Source organism: Paraburkholderia sp. JHI2823, from assembly GCF_038900695.1.
Classification (GTDB): domain Bacteria; phylum Pseudomonadota; class Gammaproteobacteria; order Burkholderiales; family Burkholderiaceae; genus Paraburkholderia; species Paraburkholderia mimosarum.
This window is the reverse complement of the sequence record NZ_JAYMRY010000289.1, coordinates 1-432: the sequence shown is the minus strand read 5'-3', so window position 1 is coordinate 432 and position 432 is coordinate 1. Positions and strand designations below refer to the sequence as shown.

1 protein-coding gene is annotated in these 432 nt (G+C 64.6%); it reads right to left on the bottom strand.

The window, feature by feature from the left end:
* A partial coding sequence (locus VSR34_RS38705; protein ID WP_342965272.1) for an EAL domain-containing protein occupies positions 1–432 on the bottom strand: 432 nt, incomplete at both ends.

The window sequence follows — 432 nt, the reverse complement described above, 5'->3', positions numbered from 1 at the left end:
GCCCGGTACCTCGATGCCCTCGGCGCGCCACTCGGCGAGCTGGCGGCAGGCCTCGTCCAGCACCCAACCATCGAGCTCCGTAATCAGACCGCTTTCTTCCGCGATCGAGATGAAACGGTCCGGCGGCACGGTTCCGAGCTTCCCGTCGGCCCACCGGACCAGCGCTTCGACGCCCCGCAGCGTTCCCGTCACATCGACCTTGGGCTGATAGGCGACGCTCAGTCCGCCCGCTCGCAACGCTCGTTGCAGCGCGATTTCCAGTTCGAGTTGTTCTTTGGCCTGACGCTCATAGACCGGGGCATAGAAATGCACCTGATTGCGTCCAGTGCTTTTGGCCTGGTACATCGCCATGTCCGCATTGCGCAGCAGCGTATCGGCGTCCTGCCCGTCGTGCGGATACAGCGCGACGCCGATGCTCGCGCTGTATCCGCA